This window comes from Streptomyces sp. NPDC029152, from assembly GCF_055564355.1.
This window is the reverse complement of sequence record NZ_JBVHWR010000003.1, coordinates 516,303-535,245: the sequence shown is the minus strand read 5'-3', so window position 1 is coordinate 535,245 and position 18,943 is coordinate 516,303. Positions and strand designations below refer to the sequence as shown.

Below are 18,943 nucleotides of genomic sequence, written 5' to 3'. Positions count from 1 at the left end.
TCGGCAGGCATGGACGACGTGGAGCTGCGCCACCTCAGGGCCCTGGACGCGGTGGCCGCCGCGGGCACCATCACGGCGGCGGCGTCCCGGCTGCACGTGACGCAGCCGGCCCTCTCCCGCACGCTGGCGCAGCTGGAGGCCCGCGTGGGGGTGCGGCTGGTGGACCGTTCCTCCCGCCACCTGGCCCTCACCCCGGCGGGGACGACCCTGCTCGGACACGGCCGGGCGATCCTCGCCCACCTGGACGCGGCCCTCGCCGACACCCGTGAGGTCTGCCGCCCCCTGCGCGTCGGCTACACCTGCGCGGTCCTGGGGCGGCAGACCGTGCCCCTGCTCCGCTCCTGGCGCCGCGCCCACCCCGAGATCCCGCTCGACGTGGTCCGGCGGGACAACAGCACGGCGGGCCTGGCCACCGGCGACACCGACGTGGCGGTGCTCCGGACCGTCCCCGCCGATCCGCGCATCCGCACCGAGGCCCTCTACACGGAGGACCGGATCGCCGCCCTGCCCGACGACCACCCGCTCGCGGACCGGACGGGGGTGCTGCTGGCCGAGCTCACCGCCCGTCCGGGTCTTCCGCTGGCCCTGTGGCCCGGTGCGGGCACCGCCTCACCGGATCTGTGGCCCCCGGAGCGGCGCCCGGACAGGACGGTCGAGGTGGGCAACGTGGACGAGTGGCTGAACCTCGTCGCCGCCGGCGGCGCGTTCGGCCTCGGCGCGGCGGGAACGGCGGAGAGCCACGGCCATCCGGGCGTCCGCTTCGTCCCGGTCACCGACGCACCCGCGGCCACGGTCTACCTCGCCCGCCCGGCGCATCCCACGCACCCGCGGACGGAGGAGTTCCTCGCGGCGGTCCGGGAGGTGGTGAGCGCCTGAGCCCCGCTCCGCCCGCGCCCCCGCTCAGGGCAGGATCCGGACCCGCCTCGTCTCGCTCACCTGGTCCACCTCCGTCATGCGGACCGTCGCCTTCATGGTCCAGGTGCCCGGGAGGGGGAGGGTGAGGGAGTTGGCGCTCCAGTAGCCGCCCCGGTCGACGAGTCCGGCGGTGACCGGGCCGACCTCCCGGTCGGGGAGGGTGAAGGAGAGGCGCAGTTCGGGAACGGCGGTCAGGCTGCCGTCGGGGCCGAAGACGACGGCCTGCACCGCGTTGTCACCGGTGCGGCCGGGGTCCAGGGTGATCTGGACCGTGCCCCGGCCGCCGGCGGCGCCCGCGTCGAAGGGGATCGTGGTGACGGACGCGGGCAGCACCCCGCCCGCCGGTGCGGACCGTGCCGCCTCGGCCGCCGTCCGGCCCGGCGGGGTGCCGGCGAGGAGGGTCGTCAGCGCGAGGACGACGGCCGCGACGACGGCCTCGGCCAGGACGGACCGGCGCAGGGCCCGGCGGCGGGCGGTGTCCGTGCCGGCGTGCTCGTCCCCGGCGGGCGCCGTCCCGGCCGGCGGGGGAGCCGACGGCGGCGGGGACGGGGCGCCCGCCGCCACGGGGGACCGGGCCCGCCCCCTCGCCGGCGCGGGAGCCCGGACCGTCACCGGTGCGGCCGTCCACCTCCGGGAGACCGCGGCCGCCGCCAGCAGCACGGACACCCCGGCCAGCTTGGCGAGCAGCAGCCGGCCGTACGCCGTCCCGGTGAGCGCCGGCCAGGAGCCGAGGCCGCGCCAGGACTGGTGGACGCCGGTGACGGCCAGGACGGTCACGCAGACGAGGGCGGTGCGGGAGAAGCGGGCGACCGTGCCGGCGTCCGGGGATCCGCGCAGGGTGGTGAGCAGGGCCACGAGGCCGCCGAGCCAGACGGCCGCGGCCAGCAGGTGGAGGGCGGACGACGCCACCGCCAGGGGTACCCCGGGGCCGACGACGGCGTGCTCCGCGGCGGCCCAGGTCAGGGCCAGTGCGACGGCCAGGACGGCGCAGGCGGCGTCGACCGGCGGGGTGCGCTCGCGGCCGGACGCCCGGGTGAGGAGGAGCGCGGCCGGCAGGAGCAGCGCCAGCCGGGTCAGCAGCAGCACCCCGGGCCGGCCCGTCAGGGTGTCGCCGAGGGCCGGGACGTCCAGGGCCGTCGCCGGACCGGTCCCCGCCTCGTACGGGGCGCGCAGCACCAGCAGGGCGACCGTGGCCGCCAGCAGGGCCCACCAGCCCGTCACCAGGGGACGGCGCAGCCGGGCGGGGTCCGGCGGGCGGCACAGGGGCACGAAGGCCGCCGTGCCGACGAGCAGGGCCACGGCCAGGTAGGACAGGTAGCGGGCCGCCTTGTGCAGGACGCCGGTCAGCGGGTCCTCGGTGGGGCCGGTGTCCACCTCGGCGGCCGTCGCGGACGGCTTGCCGACGGAGAAGGCGAAGGCACCGGAGACGGGGTGGCCGTCGGCCGAGACCACCCGCCAGGCCACGGTGCAGGTGCCCTCGCCGAGCGTGTCCGGCAGGGGGACGCGGACCGTGTCGGAGCGGCCGTCCGCGTGCCCGGCGTCCCCGGTGCGCAGGCGGCGGCCGTCGGGGCCGAGGACGCGGAAGGAGTCGTCGCGCAGGCCGACGGACTCGGTGAAGACCAGGGTGACGGCGCGGGGGGCGCGCTCCAGGACGGTGCCGTCGCCGGGGTCGGTGGAGCGCAGGGCGGCGTGGGCGGACGCCGGTCCCGCGCCGCCGAGGACGAGCAGGACCAGCACGGCGACGAGCAGCGCCGGCCCCCGGACCGCCCGCCGCCCCGCCCTCCCGCGCTCACCGCCGCCGCACACCACGGGGATACGTACGGACGCGGACGCCGTCCCGCTCAACCGGGCCGGGAGGGACCGCGCGGTCAGCCGGGGAAGACCGTCTCCCGGCGCAGGAAGGCGAGTTGCGCCTCCTTCTCGGGCAGGTACACGTCCGGCAGGTCGACCTCCGGCAGGACGACCCGGGGACCGGCGGTGAAACCCTGCCTGAGGAAGCGGGCGACCGCCTTGTCGTTGCGCACGTCCGGGTCGACCACGATCCGCTTCCGGTCCAGACCCAGCAGGGCGTAGGCGATGAGGGCCCCCGACAGGGCGGCGGTCCAGCCGGACCGCGCGCCGCCCTCCCCGGCGGGGGCGAGCAGCAGATGGACGCCGATGTCGCCGGGCTCGACGTCGTAGCACTCGCTCACCCGGTCGGCCCCGGGCTCGTAGGTCTGGAACAGCGCGACGGGCTCGCCGTCCTCGACCACCAGGAAGGCGTGGTGGGTGTCGAGGCCGGCCATGTGGGCGTAGACCGCGGCGACCTGGTCCCGGGTGAGGCCGTTCATGCCCCAGAAGGCGGCCCGCTCCTCGCTCACCCAGCGGTGGACCACCCCGGCGTCCGCCGCGGGGTCGAGGGGCAGGACCCGGACGGTGCCGAAACCGTCGAGCGCCTGCTCGTGGACGGGGGTGCGGAAGAGGTACGGGTCAGACATCGGTCTCCTTCACGAGCCGGTCGAAGTCGGTGACCACCGGGGCGAGTTCCCCGTCGAGCCACAGGGGCAGCTGGTCGCGGTGATGGGGCGAGCCGGGAACGCCCGAGGCGCCGTGGGGGACCACCCAGCGGCTGTCCTGCCGGTCGGCCAGGTCCCAGACGTACCGGGCGGCGGGGCCGCGCGCGGCGCGGTCGGTGAGGCCGGGGACGGCGGAGGTGCACAGCACGCAGTCGTGGTCGCCGGACAGGCCGGGTTCCTCCTGGGCGGCGTCCGGCAGCGCACGCCAGGGGGCGAGGCGGTGGGTGTCGCCCCAGGTGCCCGAGGGCTCTCGCGCGGCCACCTCCTCCAGGGCCGCGCGGACGGCCCCGGCGCGGTCGATGCCGTACAGCTCCTCGGCGCGCAGCAGGTGCTCGAGGGCGTAGGCGACGCGCGGGACGAGCGCGAGCCACGGCAGGAACACCTCGGGGTAGGCGGGCGGGACGGCGGCCGCGGCGAGGGCCGGGTGTGCCGCCAGGCGCCGTACGACCGCGCCGCGCACGGCCGCGTAGGCCGCCGCGTCGGTGCTGCCGGCGTCCATGTGCCGGTCCCAGGCGAGGAGTCGGTCGCGCAGGGTGCGGGCCGCGGGGGTCAGGTCGTCGAGGGCCGCCAGGTGGTCGAGGAGCGGCCCAGCGGAGGCGAGGTGGGTGTCGGTGTGGATCGCGGGCATGCCGGCGGCCGACCAGCGGTCCTCGGCGGCGAGCAGGGCGGCGATGCGCTCGGCGCGGTGCGGCGGGGCGAACTCGACGCCGAGGGGGCCGGCCGGACCGCGCTGGTTGGCCATCACGGCGACGCCGTCGGTGAGGCCCGCGCGGGGCGTCTCGTGCCAGCCGGTCCACTCGTGCCCGGGCTCCCAGGCGGGCACCGGCCCCAGGCCGTTGGCGGCCGCGCGCACCGGCACGCGGCCCGCGACCCGGTGCAGCAGCCCGCCGCCGGTGTCGGCGGCCTGGACGACGTTGACCGGTTCGGCCCACGCGTCCAGGGCGCGGTCCACGTCGGCGACCCGGCGGGCCCGCAGCAGCGGCAGCAGGGCGGAGAAGCCCAGGTCGGCGGTGACGCGGGGCGGGTGACGCAGGCTCAGGGCGAGGGGGGTGCCGTCGTCCAGGCCCTCGGGACCGCCGGCGATCACCGGGCCCCGGTCGGTCTCGACGACCTCGACCTCGACGGTCTCCTCCCCCGCGACCCGGATCAGCTCGGTGCGCCGGGCGGCCCGGTGCCAGCGGCCGTCGGGGCCCAGCGCCTCGACGCCGGCGCCGGTGCGGCGCAGCCGTTCGCGGTACAGGTCCTGGTAGTCGGCCATGGCGTTGGTGATGGCCCAGGCGACGGTGCCGGTGTGTCCGAAGTGGGCGATGCCGGGGACGCCGGGCACGGCTAGGCCGACCACGTCGAACTCCGGGCAGGACAGGTGGATCTGCTGGTAGACGCCGGGTTCCTCGATGTAGCGGTGCGGGTCGCCGGCGATGACCGCGTGCCCGGTCACGGTCCGCTCGCCGCTCACCAGCCAGCCGTTGCTGCCGGCGGTGCCGGGTCCGTCGGTGGCGAACAGGGCGACGGCGTCCGGGCCGAGGTGCCCGGCGATGTGCTCGCGCCAGAGCTTGGCGGGGAAACCGGCGAAGAGGACGTGGGTGGAGAGCCAGACGGCGAGCGGGGTCCACGGCTCCCAGCGGCCGGGCGCGAGGCCGGCGCGCGCGAACTCGGGGGCGGGGGTGTCCCGGGCGAGCGACTCGTTGACGCCGTCGGTGTACGCCCGTACCCAGGCGGCCGTCTCCGGGTCCCGTTCCTCCAGGGCCGCGAAGCAGCGGCGGGCGGTGTCGGCCAGCAGGGCCCGGCGGGCGAACCGGTCCCAGGACAGGGCCTCCGCGCCGAGGAAGGACGCCGAGGTGCCCTGGGCGCGGTGCCGCTCGACCTCCAGCTGCCAGGCCCGGTCACGGGCGGTCACGCGGCCCTGGGCGCGGGCGAGTTCGTCCACGCCGTCGGCGCGCAGGTGCGGGATCCCCCAGGCGTCGCGGTATATCTCGGCGCTCACCCCTGTGCCTCTACTTTCCTTTAGGTTAGGCTCACCTAAGTCTTACGTCGTGGCGGAATCGTACGCGAAGGGTGAAGGGCCGATGAGGCAGGGGCGGGGCTGGGAGGGCGCGGTCCTCAAGCTGATGCGTGCGAAGGACTTCGAGGTCACCGTGACGGACGCCGAGGACGTCACCCCGCACTTCCGGCGGCTGCGCCTGTCCGACGGCGGCCTGCTGGCGGCGACCGGCGTCCACCCCACGATGTGGGTGCGGCTCTGGTTCGACAACGCGGGCAAGCCGCACCAGCGGGCGTACACGCTGGTCGACCCGGACCCGGCGACCGGCACCTTCGGCCTGGAGTTCGCCCTGCACGAGGGGTGCGCCAGCGACTGGGCACGGGCCGCGAAGCCCGGCGACACCATCGGGGCGACGGTCCAGGGCACCGGCTTCCAGCACCCCGACCCGGCGCCCTCGCGCCTGTTCGCCGTCGCCGACCCGGCGTCCCTGCCGGCCCTCAACTCGCTCCTCGACGCGCTGGACACGGTCCCGGCGACCGTCTGGTTCGAGGGCGAGACCGCCGGCCTGCCCCTGCGCACCGATCCGGCCCGGCACGAGGTCCGCACGGTGCCGCGCCTCGACGGGGGTGCCCGTCTGGTCGCCGAGGTGCGGGAGGCCCTGCCCGGACTGCTCCGCGACACCCCCGAGCCGTACGTCTGGATCGCCTGCGACACGGCGACGACCCGGGCCCTGGCCACCCACGTCCGCAAGGACCTGGGCGTGCCCAGGCAGCGGGTGAACGCGCTGGGGTACTGGCGCGCGGCCTGAGCCCGCGCACGGCTCGTCGGGGCACGGACGTCGCTCTCCGCCCCCGCCCGGGAACCCGAGGCCGGCGGATCCCGAGGCCGGCGGGCCCCTGGGCCGGCGGGCCCCTGGGCCGCGGTCGCCCGCCGCGCCGGCCGGGCATGCCGCTGGACCGGCACGTCCCCGGAGCGGGCGTTCGAGGGCCCGTCGGCCGTCGCCCGACACGTGAACGCCGAGGACCTGGACGCCCACGGCATCGCCGCGTACCGACCGGAGGCGTTCACCGCTGTCCGAGAAGCCCGCCGCGTGCCACCCGTCCCGCCCCCGCGGCGGGCCGCGTCCAGCGGCCGTGCCGGCACCTCGCACGGACCCGCGACGGTGACGCCGGGGCCGCCCGGCGGGGCGCCGGCCCGGACGGGGAGCTGCCAAAGCGGCCCCGGGAGCCGCCGGGCCCCGGCGAGCGGGAGGCGCGGGTCCTCCCGGCCCCGCCGGACAAGCGGCCCGGTGTCCGCCCCGAGGGCCGGCGGGCGACCACGGCGGGCCCAGGACCTTCCGCTCGGCCGCCGGCACCACCGGCCCCGAGCCGCTGACCGGGGACCGGGCGCACGAACAGGGGACGAAGGCGGCGCGGGCCGCGAGGACCCCCGGCACGTGACCGGGCGGCGGGCCGGCGCGGCGCCCCGGCACCGGAGCCGCCCACGAGGTCAGCCCGCCGGACCGCTCCAGGTGGCGGGGGCGTCGCGGCCGCTCACAGCATGGACCATGACCGAGCCACCGAGCGGCTCCCCCGGGGGTCCGCCGTACGACGACCGCGGGGTCCACGCCCGGCACGGCACGCGCACCGGGCCCCCCGGCGGGCACGAGCCCGAGCCGCCCTTCGAAGGACCCCTGCACCTGCTGTCCCGCACCGCCTGGCGGACGGTCCTGCTCACCGGGATCGCCTCACTGGTGCTCGGCGTGCTGGTCCTGGTCTGGCCGGGCGCGTCCCTGCGGGCCGCCGGCGTGCTGTTCGGCCTCTACCTCCTCGTCAGCGGCGTCCTGCAGCTCGCGGCCGCGTTCGGCACGCACAGCAGGACCTCGCTGCGGGTCCTCGCGTTCGTCAGCGGGGCCGTGTCGATCCTGCTGGGCCTGTTCTGCTTCCGCGGCCCGCTCCAGTCGGTCCTGCTGCTCGCGCTGTGGATCGGCATCGGCTGGCTGTTCCGCGGCATCACCCAGACCGTGGCCGCCGCCCACGACCCGGCGATGCCCGCGCGCGGCTGGCACGTCTTCCTCGGGATCGTCACGGTGCTCGCAGGCATCGTCCTGATCGACTCGCCGGTCGAGTCGGTCGCCGTCCTCACGGTGCTCGGCGGCTGGTGGCTCGTCGTCGTCGGCGTGGTCGAGATCGTCACGTCACTGAGCATCCGCGGCCGGGCCCGCCGCGTCCCGCGCACGGTGTGAACGGCGCCCCCCTACGCCGAGCGAGCGGTTCCGGTCCGGGGCGTGCCGAACGGCGTGCGCCGAGCGGGGAGACGACCTGCGTGAGCTTTGTTCCGCACGCCGCCGCCACGGACCGCGCCGGACGCGCACCACGCGCCGTCCGCGCCGGAGGCCGCGGCGCCTGGGTGCGGGCCCTGGTCCTGCTGCTCGCCCTGATCGTGCCCTGCGCACACGCGCAGGGCCGTGCGGCGCCGACACCGGTGGTGGTGGCCGGCGAGGGCGGACCCGGCGGTCCGGGCGGCTCGGCCGCCGAGTACGACCACCTCGACACCGCACCGAGGGCACCGGTCCGGCTCTCCCGGTACCCGGCCCCGCCCCGGCGGACACCCCTGCCCGCCACCGCCGGGCACGCCCGCGCCGACGGGCACCGCGCACCGCCCGCTCCGCCGCGCCCGCCGTGCGGCACGCGCTCCGTGGTCCTGCGCTGCTGACCGGACCGGCCACCCCGGTCCCTCAGTCCTCCAACGGAACGCACCACAGGAGCACAGCCATGCTCGACGACCCCTACGCCGTCCTGCGCGCCCTTCTGCGCGCCGAAGCCGCCCGCCGCACCCCCGCCGAGCCCGATGCCCGGGCCGACGTCCCGCGCGAACAGCCGCCGCCCGCACGGGAAGAGGGGCGGGACTGACCCGAGCGGTACGCGGCCACCGCGCCCGGGCGGGACGCCCGCACGGCCGTCCCGCCCGGCCCCTCTTCCCGTTTGTCCCTGTTTGCTACGTCTTTTCCGGTGTCGCACTGCGCCGCCATGGCTGCGCCCGCGACGCCCGGGCCGGTAGGCTTTCCGTGTGATCTTCAAGCGCATCGGAAACGGCCGGCCGTACCCCGACCACGGCCGGGAGAGCACCCGGCAGTGGGCGGACGTCGCGCCGCGCCCGATCCGCCTCGATCAGCTCGTGACGACCAAGGGCCAACTGGACCTGGAGACCCTCCTCGCCGAGGACTCCACGTTCTACGGCGACCTCTTCGCACACGTCGTGAAGTGGCAGGGCGACCTGTACCTGGAGGACGGTCTCCACCGCGCGGTCCGCGCGGCGCTGCAACAGCGTCAGGTGCTCCACGCGCGCGTCCTCGAACTCGACTGACCGGGACCCGCACCGGCCTCCGTGATGCCGCCGCTTGGCCCTTTCGGGTGACATTGCACCGAACCACGGATCACCGACTGATCATCTAATAGGCATCGCCGTCCCGGCGCACTACGCTGCGCCCATGAGCATGCTGACTCCCCCTGGCATGGGCGGCCAGTACAAGATCACGGGGGACAAGTACCCACGGATGCGGCCGGCCCGGCGACGCGGCAGGCTCGCGTTGGCCGGCGTCGCCTGCGCCGCCGTCCTCGGGGCCCTCGGCTGGGGCACGCTGCAGCTCATCGACGTCTTCACCGGCGGCGACGAGGCGTCCGCGGCCGGTGCCGCGGCGAACTGCCGGACCGTCCCGGCCCGCGCGAGCGCGTCACCCGCCGCCGTGGCCGTGCCGAAGCCGGCGCAGGTCACCGTCAACGTGCTGAACGCGACGACCCGCAAGGGCCTCGCCCAGCAGACGGCCGACGAGCTGAAGAAGCGCGGCTTCCGCATCGGCGACGTGGGCAACGCGCCCGAGGAGTTCGACAAGAAGGTCGACAGCTCGGGCGTGCTGCTCGGACCCGCCGCGGCCCTGAAGGGCTCGCTGCCCGTGCTCGGCACCCAGCTCCCGGCCGCCGAGCGCCGCACCGACGCGGCCCGCGACGGGGCCACCGTGGACCTGATCATCGGTAACGGATTCGAGGGGCTGGCGAAGCAGGCGGACGCCGACGCGGCGCTGGCCCGGCTGGCCGCGCCGCAGCCGACGTCCGCCGCGGAGAAGAAGGACTGCTGAGCAGCCGTACGGACGCGCCGCGAGCGGCTACTCGGCCGCTCCGTACATCCGGTCGCCCGCGTCGCCGAGGCCCGGCACGATGTAGCCCTGGTCGTTGAGGCGTTCGTCGACCGAGGCCGTCACGACCGTCACCGGGGTGCCGGCCAGCTCGCGCTCCATCACCTCCACGCCCTCCGGGGCCGCCAGCAGCACCACGGCCGTGACGTCGTCGGCGCCGCGCCCGATCAGCTCCTGGATGGCGGCGACCAGCGTGCCGCCGGTGGCCAGCATCGGGTCCAGGACGTACACCTGGCGCCCGGAGAGGTCGTCCGGCATGCGGGTGGCGTAGGTGGAGGCCTGCAGCGTCTCCTCGTTGCGCACCATGCCGAGGAAGCCCACCTCGGCGGTCGGCAGCAGCCGGACCATGCCGTCGAGCATGCCGAGGCCGGCGCGCAGGATCGGCACCACCAGCGGGCGCGGGTGGGAGAGCTTGACGCCGGTGGTCCGTGTGACCGGCGTCTGGATGTCGACCTGTTCGGTGCGCACGTCGCGCGTGGCCTCGTAGGCGAGCAGGGTGACCAGCTCGTCGGCGAGACGGCGGAAGGTCGCGGAGTCGGTGCGCTGGTCGCGCAACGTGGTGAGCTTGTGGGCGACCAGGGGGTGGTCGACGACGTGGAGACGCATGTCCACCACAGTAACCGGGCCCCGCCGCACCGGCGCCGCCGCGGCCGGACGGGCCCGTGACGGACGCTCCACCCGCTCCCTGGCGTCAAACCTCCCGCCCGGGGGAAGGTGGGAGGGACGGACGCTGGGTGGTGAGACTGTGCCTGACCGGGACGCATACGACACGTCGTCCCCGAGCGAGGAGCCGGGGACACGGCAGAGGACGGGACCGGAGGCGGCGTCCGAACGCCGTCGGCGCCGGGCCCAGTTCCTGCGCGACCTCGCGGAGGCCCGGGAACTGCGGGACCGCGTCCAGCCGCGCCGCGCCAAGGCAGCCCGGCTGCGCCACGCGATGCGCATGCGCACGTTCCGCTGGTAGCGCGCGGCTCCGTCCCAGAGCCCGTCGGGGGAAGATCGCGCGCCGCGCCGACGGCACGGGAACGGGGTGCACCGCCCCGGGGAAAAGCCGCGTACGATCCGCGAGTGGCGGCAAGGACTGCGCCGCCGGGTCCGGCTCGGACACATACGCACGGACTCGCGATCAAAACGGCGGGACACAGGGTGCCGAAGACGTCCCCCGAGCGCCTTGTTTCTGCCACGATTCCGAGTGGGTGGGGCTCGCAGGACCACGTGCCCCGCCCACAGCCTCCGCCGGGGGGACCCCCAACCGGCACGCCTATGACCAGTGGGAGAGTCACGGTGTACTTCGCCGCACTGCTCGCGCGCACCGAAGACGGGTGGGAAGCGAGCGACACGGAGCTCGACGATGTGGAGACCCTGTCGGATCTGGCCGACCTGGCCCGGGAAGCCTCTCCCGACGAGGACACGGTGCTCGTGCTGATCGAGCAGGAGGACGCGTGGTTCGGAGTCGTCCGCGTGGACGGCGAGGAGGACCCCCGCATCTACGTCTCGGACGCCGCCGCGGCCGCCCGCAGCAGCTACGGGGAGATCCTTCTCACCGACGAGCTGCTCGGCCGGGACCCCGGCGACGACGCCCCCGACCTCGACGCCCTCGACCTCGACGGCACGGAGGACGGTGAGTCCGGTGACGACGACGGTGCCGACGGCGACGACGCGGACGCGGGCGCCGGCGAGTCCTCCGTGCCGCACGGCCCGGTCGGCGACGCCGAGATCCTCGACGACCTCGGCGTGAGCGAGAAGGAGCTGCGGTCGATGTCCGGGGACGCGGTCGGTGAGATCGCCGAGGCGCTGGGCGCCTCCGAGGTGCTGGAGACGGTCCGCTGACCGCACCGGCCGACGAGGGCCCGGGGCGGACGCCGCCGGGCCTGGAGCAGGACCCGGCCGTACCGGACCCGGTGCGCGACCGGTGGCGGCCCGCGATGCGGCTCGCCCTGGCCGAGGCCGGGCACGCCGCCCGGGGCGGGGACGTCCCGGTCGGCGCCGTCGTGCTGGCCCCGGACGGCAGCACCGTGCTGGCGTCCGGGCACAACGAACGCGAGGCCACCGGTGACCCGACCGCCCACGCCGAGGTGCTGGCGATCCGGCGCGCCGCCGCGCGGCTCGGCGACCGGTGGCGGCTGACCGGCTGCACGCTCGTCGTCACCCTCGAGCCGTGCACGATGTGCGCGGGCGCGCTCGTGCAGTCCCGGGTGGACCGCGTCGTCTACGGCGCCCGCGACGACAAGGCGGGCGCGGCCGGCTCCCTGTGGGACGTCGTCCGCGACCGGCGGCTCAACCACCGGCCCGAGGTGATCGAGGGCGTGCTCGCCGAGGACTGCGCCCTGCTGCTCACCGACTTCTTCCGCGACCGCTGACCCCCGTCGGCGAGGCCGCCGGAGACCGATTTCGAACCATGCCGCACTGTGCTGTAAGGTCTCTCTCGGTAGCGTGTCCGAGCGGCCGAAGGAGCTCGCCTCGAAAGCGAGTGTGGCGCAAGTCACCGAGGGTTCAAATCCCTCCGCTACCGCTGACAACACCCCCTGGACCGTGGCGACACGGACCAGGGGGTGTTCGCGTGCGCGGGACCGTTCGGACGGCGGACGGGAAGGCCCGGCAGGCCCCCGGCGGCGTCCGGCGCGCCGCACGCGGGCGAGGAGGCGTCCTTCCCGGCCCGGGGGTTGCCGGGCAGCTGACGGGCCGTGCGAGCGGCTCGATCGTGCCGCCGGGCCCCGAGGACCGGTACCGCCGGAACCGGGGGCGGTCGCCGGCCCGGCGCCCTTCGCGCGCGACGGGTCCCCCTTCGCCACCGGACCGCCGGACGGGGCGGTGGCGCCGCGCACGGCGCGCCACCGCGCGCCGGTGGACCCGCGGGCGTCCCCGACGAGCTGGGAGGAAGAAAAGGCGAAAGGTTACACTCACCGCCGGCGAGAAGGCCCGGAGGAACACCGGTGACAAGGAGGCCGCGGTGGCGGTGAACGCGAAGAAGATCGCCGTCTACGTGCTCGTGGTCTTCGTGCTGTATGTGATCATCACGGACCCGGCCAAGGCCGCCGACTACGTCCAGATCGGGTTCCAGGGCATATCCGACGCCGCGGGAGCGGTGGGCGACTTCATGACCTGGGCCGCCAACGGAGGAAAGTGATGATCCGTCACCTGGTGCTGTTCAAGCTGAACGAGGGCGTCGAGCGTGACGACCCGCGCGTCGTGAAGGGCGTCGAGGCCTTCCGGGCCCTCGGTGGCCTGATCGAGGAGCTGCGCTTCTGGGAGTGCGCCTGGAACATCAGCGACCGCCCCATCGCCTACGACTTCGCCATCAACTCCGCCGTGGACGACGCCGACGCCCTGCGGCGCTACCTGGAGCACCCGGCGCACCAGGCGGGCGTCGCGCTGTGGCGGGAGTTCGCCACCTGGGTGATCGCCGACTACGAGTTCTGAGGCACCGCGCCCCCACAGCCCCCCGCCGGAAACGTCGGGGGGCTGGTCCATGTGCGGGGACCGCCCCACCGCGCCCGCCCCGAACGCCTTCAACACGGGGTTACAGGTGCTTGCGCACCGTGCGCCTGTCTTGTGATGCTATGACCGCTTTTGACGGAGAGTTGACCGATGAGTTGACGGATCACGAGGTGGAGTTGACCGTGCCGGCCAGTACTGCGCCTCAGGCACCGCCCGCACCCCCCGCACAGCCCGAGGAGGCGCCGGCGGGTCACGCCGCGCCGCAGCGCAGCCGGGGCGCCGACACCCGGGCCCTGACCCAGGTGCTCTTCGGGCAGCTCAAGGGACTCGAGCCGGGCACGCCGGAGCACGACCGCGTGCGCGCGGCGCTCATCGAGGCCAACCTCCCCCTGGTCCGCTACGCCGCCGCGCGCTTCCGCTCCCGCAACGAGCCGATGGAGGACGTGGTCCAGGTCGGCACCATCGGGCTCATCAACGCCATCGACCGCTTCGACCCGGACCGCGGCGTGCAGTTCCCGACCTTCGCGATGCCCACGGTGGTCGGCGAGATCAAGCGCTACTTCCGCGACAACGTGCGCACCGTGCACGTACCGCGCCGGCTGCACGAGCTGTGGGTGCAGGTCAACAGCGCGACCGAGGACCTGACGACCGCCTTCGGGCGCTCCCCGACCACCGCCGAGATCGCCGAGCGGCTGCGCATCGGCGAGGACGAGGTGCTCTCCTGCATCGAGGCGGGGCGGTCGTACCACGCCACCTCGCTGGAGGCCGCGCAGGAGGGCGACGGGCTGCCCGGGCTGCTCGACCGGCTCGGCTACGAGGACCCCGCGCTGGACGGCGTCGAGCACCGCGACCTCGTCCGCCACCTGCTCGTCCAGCTCCCGGAGCGCGAGCAGCGCATCCTGCTGCTGCGCTATTACAGCAACCTCACCCAGTCGCAGATCAGCGCGGAACTCGGTGTCTCCCAGATGCACGTCTCGCGGCTCCTGGCGCGCAGTTTCCAGCGGCTGAGGTCCGCCAACCGGATCGACCCGTGAGCCGAAGGCGCAACCCCGCGCATACGCGAAAGCGCGTTTGAGCTATCACCGTCGCGAGCGAATCGCTCACCAGGGCGGTTGTGGGCGAATTCCGTCCGACAGACCGTCAGACCCCCTCTTTCCAGGGGGTTTTCGCGTCTCGGATGTCGACATGTCACTACAGCGCGTTGCCGACATGTGACATTCTGCCGGAAGCGCGTTTGCCGGGGCTTCGGCGCCGGTATTCAGGTGAAGGCTGCGTTCCCACCGTGGGAGCGTGCGCCGCGACCGTCCCGCGACCCAAAGGGGGTGGCATGTCCGTAGACCAGGGCAGCTCGAAGGTGCTCGCGCTCGCGGAGAGCGAGACCGCGCCCGACGCGCTCCAGGCGCTCGGCTCCATCGATGACGTCCCGACCCTCGACGCCGTGCCGGCTCAGTCCCTCCCGGCAGCCGAAGCCCCCGCCCTGGCGGCCTCGACGAACATCGACACCCGCACCCTGTCCCGCTCCCTGTTCCTGCGGCTCGCCGCACTCGACGAGGACAGCCCGGAGCGCGCGTACGTCCGGGACACCCTGATCGAGCTCAACCTTCCGCTGGTGCGCTACGCCGCCGCGCGCTTCCGCTCCCGCAACGAGCCGATGGAGGACATCGTCCAGGTCGGCACCATCGGCCTGATCAAGGCGATCGACCGCTTCGACTGCGAGCGGGGCGTGGAGTTCCCGACCTTCGCGATGCCGACGGTCGTGGGCGAGATCAAGCGGTTCTTCCGGGACACCTCGTGGTCCGTGCGCGTCCCGCGCCGGCTCCAGGAGCTGCGCCTGGCGCTGACCAAGGCCAGCGACGAGCTCTCCCAGAAGCTGGACCGCTCCCCGACGGTCGGCGAGCTGGCCGCCGTGCTGGGCGTCTCCGAGGAGGACGTCGTCGACGGCCTCGCGGTCGGCAACGCCTACACCGCCTCCTCGCTGGACTCCCCCGCCCCGGAGGACGACGGCGGCGAGGGCTCGCTGGCGGACCGGCTCGGCTACGAGGACACGGCACTGGAGGGCGTGGAGTACCGCGAGTCCCTCAAGCCGCTGCTGGCCAAGCTGCCGCCGCGGGAACGGCGGATCATCATGCTGCGCTTCTTCGCCAACATGACCCAGTCGCAGATCGGCGAGGAGGTCGGCATCTCGCAGATGCACGTCTCCCGGCTGCTCACCCGCACCCTGTCGCAGCTGCGCGAGGGCCTCATCTCGGACTGAGCCCGCCCCGCCGCCGTCCGGCGGCGCCCCATGACAGCGTGGCGACCGCCGCGGCACCCCCGGGTGCCGCGGCGGTCGCGTCGTACGCGGGTCCGTGCCCCGTTCTACTTCAGCGCCAGCCAGGCCACGGCCGCGACGACCACCACGGCGGCCACGATGCCGACGATCAGACCGATGCGGGGACCGGAGGAGGCGACGGGGTCCGCCTGCCGGGACTGGGGGGCGCCCTCGTCGACGAACGCGCGGAACATCTGGGTGCTGCCTGCGGGGTCGTAATTGCCCTGGGGGCCCTGGTTGTTAGCCATGGGCCGAGACACTAGCGAATCCGCGGGAAGGGCCCAAGTGCGGGGCTCCGGAGACGCGTTGTCCCAGGCCACCGCCTCCACCTGGGCGTTTACTATCGCAATACTTGCCTTTGCCAACTTTTTATGAGCCTCACCCCGTTTTTATTTGCCTGTAGCAACCAACCGCTCGTATGGTTGCCCTAAGCAACGAATGCGGGAGGTGCGCATGGCCGACAGGGCGCAGTACGAGGAGCTGATCCGCCAGTTCAGCGCCTTCGGCGCCGTGAAACGGGAACTGGGCCGGATCCTGCCGGCCGACTGCCCCGGTGGATCGGCCGCCGTACTGACGCTGCTGGGCAGGCACGGCGACATGCGCATGAGCAAGCTCGCGGAGCTGCTCGCCGTGGACATGTCAGTAACCAGCCGCCATGTCGCCCACATCGCCGACCGGGGCTGGATCGAACGCTCCCCGGACCCGGCGGACAAGCGCTCGCGCATCCTGCGCCTGACGCCCGAGGGCCAGGCCCAGCTGGACGACCTGTCCGAACGGACGACCCAGCTGCTGGCCCACCGCCTGAGCGACTGGCCCGACGAGGAGGTCGGCCAGCTCACCCGGCTCATGGCCAGGCTCAGGGCGAGCTTCGACGACTGCCGGTCCTCCGTGGGCCGGCCCGCCGCACCACCCGCGGTCGAACAGACCACCCGTACACCCGCAGTCACCACGTAAGCAAAGGAAGTCCATGGCAACGACCACACCAGCCGGTGTGCGGGCTCATGCCAAGCACGGGGGAGGCTCCTCGGGAGACGCTCCGATGACGCACCGGCAGATCATGGAGGCGCTGTCCGGGCTGCTGCTCGGCATGTTCGCCGCCATCCTGTCCTCCACCATCGTCACCAACGCCCTGCCCGAGATCATCGGTGACCTCGGCGGCGGCCAGAGCGCCTACACGTGGGTCGTCACCGCCTCGCTGCTGGCGATGACCGCCTCCACCCCCCTGTGGGGCAAGCTCGCGGACCTGGTCAGCAAGAAGGCCCTGGTCCAGATAGCCCTCTGCGTCTACGTCCTCGGCTCCGTCGTGGCCGGCCTGGCGCAGAACCCGGCGATGCTGATCGGCGCGCGGGTCATCCAGGGTCTGGGCGCCGGCGGTCTGTCCGCCCTGGCCCAGATCATCATGGCCGCGATGATCTCCCCGCGTGAGCGCGGACGGTACTCCGGCTACCTCGGCGCGACCTTCGCCGTCGCCACCGTCGGCGGTCCGCTGCTCGGCGGTGTCATCACCGACACCAGCTGGCTCGGCTGGCGCTGGTGCCTCTACGTCGGTGTGCCCTTCGCGATCATCGCGCTGGTCGTGCTCCAGAAGACGCTGCACCTGCCGGTGGTCAAGCGCAAGGTCAAGGTCGACTGGGCCGGTGCCTTCTTCGTCACCGCGGCCGTCTGCCTGCTGCTGATCTGGGTCACCTTCGCCGACGACAAGTACTCCTGGATGTCCTGGCAGACGGGCGTCATGGTCGGCGGCGCGATCCTGCTGACGCTGGTCTTCTGCTTCGTCGAGACCAGGGCCAGCGAGCCGATCATCCCGCTGCGCCTGTTCCGGAACCGCACCATCACCCTGGCGTCGATCGCCTCGCTGTTCGTCGGCATCGCGATGTTCGCGGGCACCGTCTACTTCAGCCAGTACTTCCAGCTGGCCCGGGACAAGTCCCCGACCATGTCGGGCGTCATGACGATCCCGATGATCGGCGGCCTGTTCGTCTCGTCCACGGTCTCCGGTCAGATCATCACCAAGACCGGCAAGTGGAAGGGCTGGCTGCTGGCCGGCGGCGTGCTGCTGACGGCGGGCCTCGGCCTGCTGGGCACCATGCGGTACGACACCCCGTACTGGCGCATCGCGATCTTCATGGCGCTGATGGGCCTCGGCGTCGGCATGATGATGCAGAACCTGGTGCTCTGCACGCAGAACCAGGTGGCCCCGAGCGACCTGGGCGCCGCGTCCTCCACGGTGACCTTCTTCCGCTCCCTCGGCGGTGCGGTCGGCGTCTCGGTGCTCGGCTCCGTGATGTCCACCCGGATCAGCCACTACGCCTCGGACACCATCGGCTCGCTCAGCCCGCAGGAGCAGGCGGTGGCCGCCAAGTCCTCCGGCAGCGGCGCGATCCCCGACATGGACCTGCTGCCCCCGGGCATCCGCAACTGGCTCGAGAGCGCCTACGGGCACGGCATCGCCGACATCTTCCTGATCGTCGCGCCGATCGCCCTGATCGCCTTCCTGGTGACGCTGTTCATCAAGGAGGTCCCGCTGCGCACCACCGGCGCCCTGGCCCAGGCGGCGGAGTCCGCCGCCGAGACCGCCTCCCCGGCGGCCCCGGCTCCGGCCGAGGCCACCCGGGTCGCCGAGCCGGTCCCGGCCGCCGCGGTCGCCGCCGCGCCGGCCGCCGACACCGCCGTCCGGCCCGCGGCCACGCAGCGGCTCGCCGCCGTCGCCACGACGGCCGGCCCCGACGCCCCCGCCTCGGGCGGCATCCCGGTCCGCGGCTTCGTCCGCGGCGCCGAGTCCGCGCCGGTCGGGCAGGCCGCCGTCACGCTGATCTCGCTGGCGGGCCGGCAGCTGGGCCGCTCGGTGGCCCAGGCCGACGGCTCCTACACCCTCGACGCGCCGGGGGCGGGATCGTACGTCCTGATCGCCTCCGCCGACGGCTTCCAGCCGCAGGCGTCCACGATCGTCGTCAACGACGAACCGGTCGCCTACGACATCCTGCTCAGCGGCACCAGCGGGCTCACCGGCCTGGTCCGGGCCGTGGAGAGCGGGCAGCCCGTCAAGGACGCGATGGTGATCGTGACCGACGTGCGCGGGGACCTGCTGGCCACCGCCGCCACCGGTGAGGCCGGCGAGTTCGCCTTCGCCGAGCTGGTGCCGGGCACGGTGACCGTCGCGGTGAACGCCGCCGGGTACCGGCCGCGCGCCCTGCCCGTCGAGGTGGGCGGCACCGGTGTCACCCGCGTCGAGGTCGAACTGCAGGCCGGCGCCGAGGTCCAGGGTGTCGTGCGGGCGCCGCAGGGTCCGCTGGCCGACGCCCGCGTGACCCTGGTCGACGCGGCCGGCAACGTGGTCGGCACGGCCACGACCGGCGCGGACGGGGCGTACGCCTTCACCGACCTGGACGCCGGTGAGTACACCGTCATCGCGACCGGTTACCCGCCGGTGGCGACGGCCCTCACGGTCGCCGGCCGGGGCGTCGACGACCACGACATCGAGCTCGCCCACCCCGGCGAGTAGCGAGACCCCGGCCCGTGGCGGCCCGCGCGCACCGAGCGGAGGCGCGCCGCCGTCACGGGCCGGTCCCTTT

The 18,943-nt window shown here is 74.5% G+C and carries 21 protein-coding genes and 1 tRNA gene; 17 read left to right on the top strand and 5 right to left on the bottom strand.

Annotated features, from left to right (window positions below; genetic code table 11):
* The first annotated feature begins 9 nt into the window (after nt 1–9).
* Complete coding sequence (locus tag ACZ4V6_RS09130) at nt 10–876, top strand: LysR family transcriptional regulator (RefSeq protein WP_467824201.1); 867 nt, start codon at nt 10–12, stop codon at nt 874–876.
* Nucleotides 877–900: 24 nt separating this feature from the next.
* Here the strand turns inward: ACZ4V6_RS09130 and ACZ4V6_RS09125 are convergent, their stop codons facing one another.
* The 3 genes from ACZ4V6_RS09125 to ACZ4V6_RS09115 all read right to left on the bottom strand — a co-directional run bounded on the left by ACZ4V6_RS09125 (nt 901) and on the right by ACZ4V6_RS09115 (nt 5,454).
* Entirely contained in the window at nt 901–2,664 is a 1,764-nt protein-coding gene (locus tag ACZ4V6_RS09125; RefSeq protein WP_467824358.1) for a copper resistance CopC/CopD family protein, read from the bottom strand.
* A gap of 119 nt (nt 2,665–2,783) precedes the next feature.
* Complete coding sequence (locus tag ACZ4V6_RS09120) at nt 2,784–3,392, bottom strand: GNAT family N-acetyltransferase (RefSeq protein ID WP_467824199.1); 609 nt, start codon at nt 3,390–3,392, stop codon at nt 2,784–2,786.
* Nucleotides 3,385–5,454, bottom strand: a complete 2,070-nt coding sequence (locus ACZ4V6_RS09115) for a penicillin acylase family protein (RefSeq protein ID WP_467824196.1) — start codon at nt 5,452–5,454, stop codon at nt 3,385–3,387. Before ACZ4V6_RS09115 ends, ACZ4V6_RS09120 begins: the two co-directional genes overlap by 8 nt.
* Nucleotides 5,455–5,536: 82 nt before the next feature.
* Between ACZ4V6_RS09115 and ACZ4V6_RS09110 the strand changes: the two genes are divergently transcribed.
* The 6 genes from ACZ4V6_RS09110 (at nt 5,537) to ACZ4V6_RS09085 (ending at nt 9,565) form a co-directional block, all read left to right on the top strand.
* A complete protein-coding gene (locus ACZ4V6_RS09110) occupies nt 5,537–6,259 on the top strand; it encodes a siderophore-interacting protein (RefSeq protein WP_467824193.1) in 723 nt (240 codons plus the stop codon).
* Nucleotides 6,260–6,997: 738 nt separating this feature from the next.
* Entirely contained in the window at nt 6,998–7,675 is a 678-nt protein-coding gene (locus ACZ4V6_RS09105) for an HdeD family acid-resistance protein (RefSeq protein WP_467824192.1), read from the top strand.
* Between the two features lie 80 nt (nt 7,676–7,755).
* On the top strand, nt 7,756–8,145 hold the full coding sequence (locus ACZ4V6_RS09100) for a hypothetical protein (protein WP_467824190.1): 390 nt from the start codon (nt 7,756–7,758) through the stop codon (nt 8,143–8,145).
* A gap of 59 nt (nt 8,146–8,204) precedes the next feature.
* Complete coding sequence (locus ACZ4V6_RS09095) at nt 8,205–8,342, top strand: hypothetical protein (RefSeq protein WP_467824188.1); 138 nt, start codon at nt 8,205–8,207, stop codon at nt 8,340–8,342.
* A 157-nt stretch (nt 8,343–8,499) separates the two neighbouring features.
* On the top strand, nt 8,500–8,796 hold the full coding sequence (locus ACZ4V6_RS09090; RefSeq protein WP_030420160.1) for a type II toxin-antitoxin system VapB family antitoxin: 297 nt from the start codon (nt 8,500–8,502) through the stop codon (nt 8,794–8,796).
* Between the two features lie 148 nt (nt 8,797–8,944).
* Complete coding sequence (locus ACZ4V6_RS09085) at nt 8,945–9,565, top strand: LytR C-terminal domain-containing protein (RefSeq protein ID WP_467824357.1); 621 nt, start codon at nt 8,945–8,947, stop codon at nt 9,563–9,565.
* A gap of 27 nt (nt 9,566–9,592) precedes the next feature.
* Here the strand turns inward: ACZ4V6_RS09085 and upp are convergent, their stop codons facing one another.
* Nucleotides 9,593–10,228 carry a uracil phosphoribosyltransferase gene (upp, locus tag ACZ4V6_RS09080; RefSeq protein ID WP_467824185.1) on the bottom strand — a complete coding sequence of 212 codons (636 nt, stop codon included), beginning with the start codon at nt 10,226–10,228 and terminating at the stop codon, nt 9,593–9,595.
* 139 nt (nt 10,229–10,367) lie between these two features.
* Here upp and ACZ4V6_RS09075 point away from each other — a divergent pair, with 139 nt between their 5' ends.
* The 8 genes from ACZ4V6_RS09075 (at nt 10,368) to ACZ4V6_RS09040 (ending at nt 15,314) form a co-directional block, all read left to right on the top strand.
* Nucleotides 10,368–10,586 (top strand): hypothetical protein, encoded by a 219-nt coding sequence (locus ACZ4V6_RS09075; RefSeq protein WP_467824182.1) that lies wholly within the window; start codon nt 10,368–10,370, stop codon nt 10,584–10,586.
* A gap of 320 nt (nt 10,587–10,906) precedes the next feature.
* Complete coding sequence (locus tag ACZ4V6_RS09070) at nt 10,907–11,452, top strand: tRNA adenosine deaminase-associated protein (RefSeq protein ID WP_467824354.1); 546 nt, start codon at nt 10,907–10,909, stop codon at nt 11,450–11,452.
* Nucleotides 11,453–11,547: 95 nt separating this feature from the next.
* Nucleotides 11,548–11,982 carry a tRNA adenosine(34) deaminase TadA gene (tadA, locus tag ACZ4V6_RS09065; RefSeq protein WP_467824180.1) on the top strand — a complete coding sequence of 145 codons (435 nt, stop codon included), beginning with the start codon at nt 11,548–11,550 and terminating at the stop codon, nt 11,980–11,982.
* A 67-nt stretch (nt 11,983–12,049) separates the two neighbouring features.
* Nucleotides 12,050–12,134 (top strand) — tRNA-Ser (locus ACZ4V6_RS09060).
* Between the two features lie 438 nt (nt 12,135–12,572).
* Nucleotides 12,573–12,749, top strand: a complete 177-nt coding sequence (locus ACZ4V6_RS09055) for a hypothetical protein (RefSeq protein WP_077801305.1) — start codon at nt 12,573–12,575, stop codon at nt 12,747–12,749.
* Nucleotides 12,749–13,042: a Dabb family protein gene (locus ACZ4V6_RS09050; protein WP_467824177.1), complete on the top strand. Its 294-nt coding sequence runs from the start codon at nt 12,749–12,751 to the stop codon at nt 13,040–13,042. The genes ACZ4V6_RS09055 and ACZ4V6_RS09050 overlap by 1 nt, the downstream gene beginning before the upstream one ends.
* 140 nt (nt 13,043–13,182) lie before the next feature.
* Nucleotides 13,183–14,094 carry an RNA polymerase sigma factor SigF gene (locus ACZ4V6_RS09045; RefSeq protein ID WP_467824175.1) on the top strand — a complete coding sequence of 304 codons (912 nt, stop codon included), beginning with the start codon at nt 13,183–13,185 and terminating at the stop codon, nt 14,092–14,094.
* A gap of 293 nt (nt 14,095–14,387) precedes the next feature.
* On the top strand, nt 14,388–15,314 hold the full coding sequence (locus tag ACZ4V6_RS09040) for an RNA polymerase sigma factor SigF (protein WP_467824173.1): 927 nt from the start codon (nt 14,388–14,390) through the stop codon (nt 15,312–15,314).
* Between the two features lie 104 nt (nt 15,315–15,418).
* On the opposite strand, the gene ACZ4V6_RS09035 is transcribed toward ACZ4V6_RS09040, so the two are convergent.
* Nucleotides 15,419–15,619: a hypothetical protein gene (locus ACZ4V6_RS09035; protein ID WP_189230274.1), complete on the bottom strand. Its 201-nt coding sequence runs from the start codon at nt 15,617–15,619 to the stop codon at nt 15,419–15,421.
* Between the two features lie 205 nt (nt 15,620–15,824).
* Between ACZ4V6_RS09035 and ACZ4V6_RS09030 the strand changes: the two genes are divergently transcribed.
* Together ACZ4V6_RS09030 and ACZ4V6_RS09025 are read left to right on the top strand one after the other, a co-directional pair.
* The gene (locus ACZ4V6_RS09030; protein ID WP_467824170.1) at nt 15,825–16,325 is read left to right on the top strand and encodes a MarR family winged helix-turn-helix transcriptional regulator; all 501 of its coding nucleotides are present in this window, start codon (nt 15,825–15,827) and stop codon (nt 16,323–16,325) included.
* A gap of 85 nt (nt 16,326–16,410) precedes the next feature.
* Nucleotides 16,411–18,873 carry an MFS transporter gene (locus tag ACZ4V6_RS09025; protein WP_467824167.1) on the top strand — a complete coding sequence of 821 codons (2,463 nt, stop codon included), beginning with the start codon at nt 16,411–16,413 and terminating at the stop codon, nt 18,871–18,873.
* Nucleotides 18,874–18,943 lie beyond the last annotated feature (70 nt).